The organism is Shewanella sp. T24-MNA-CIBAN-0130 (genome assembly GCF_040310185.1).
Lineage (GTDB): Bacteria > Pseudomonadota > Gammaproteobacteria > Enterobacterales > Shewanellaceae > Shewanella > Shewanella psychromarinicola.
On record NZ_JBEOPP010000358.1, the window covers coordinates 1 to 263 of the forward strand.

Annotated in this window: 1 pseudogene; it reads left to right on the forward strand. The window is 54.8% G+C overall.

The annotated features are described in order from the left end of the window. Nucleotides 1–263, forward strand: a pseudogene (locus tag AAEZ02_RS22720) (tyrosine--tRNA ligase); the annotation flags it as partial.

Genomic DNA, 263 nt, shown 5'->3' on the forward strand with positions numbered 1-263 from the left:
CCTATGGTCAGGAGGCTCAGTGCATTCTGACCATGCCATTGCTGGAAGGCTTGGATGGCGTCAAGAAGATGTCCAAGTCCTTGGGTAACTATGTCGGTATCCAGGAAGCGCCGGGTGTGATGTACGGCAAGCTGGTGTCTATTCCGGACGCGCTGATGTGGCGTTACTTCGAACTGTTGAGCTTCCGCTCGATGGACGAAATCAATGCGCTGCGTGCGGATGTCGAGGCGGGTGCTAATCCTCGCGATGTGAAGATTAAGCTG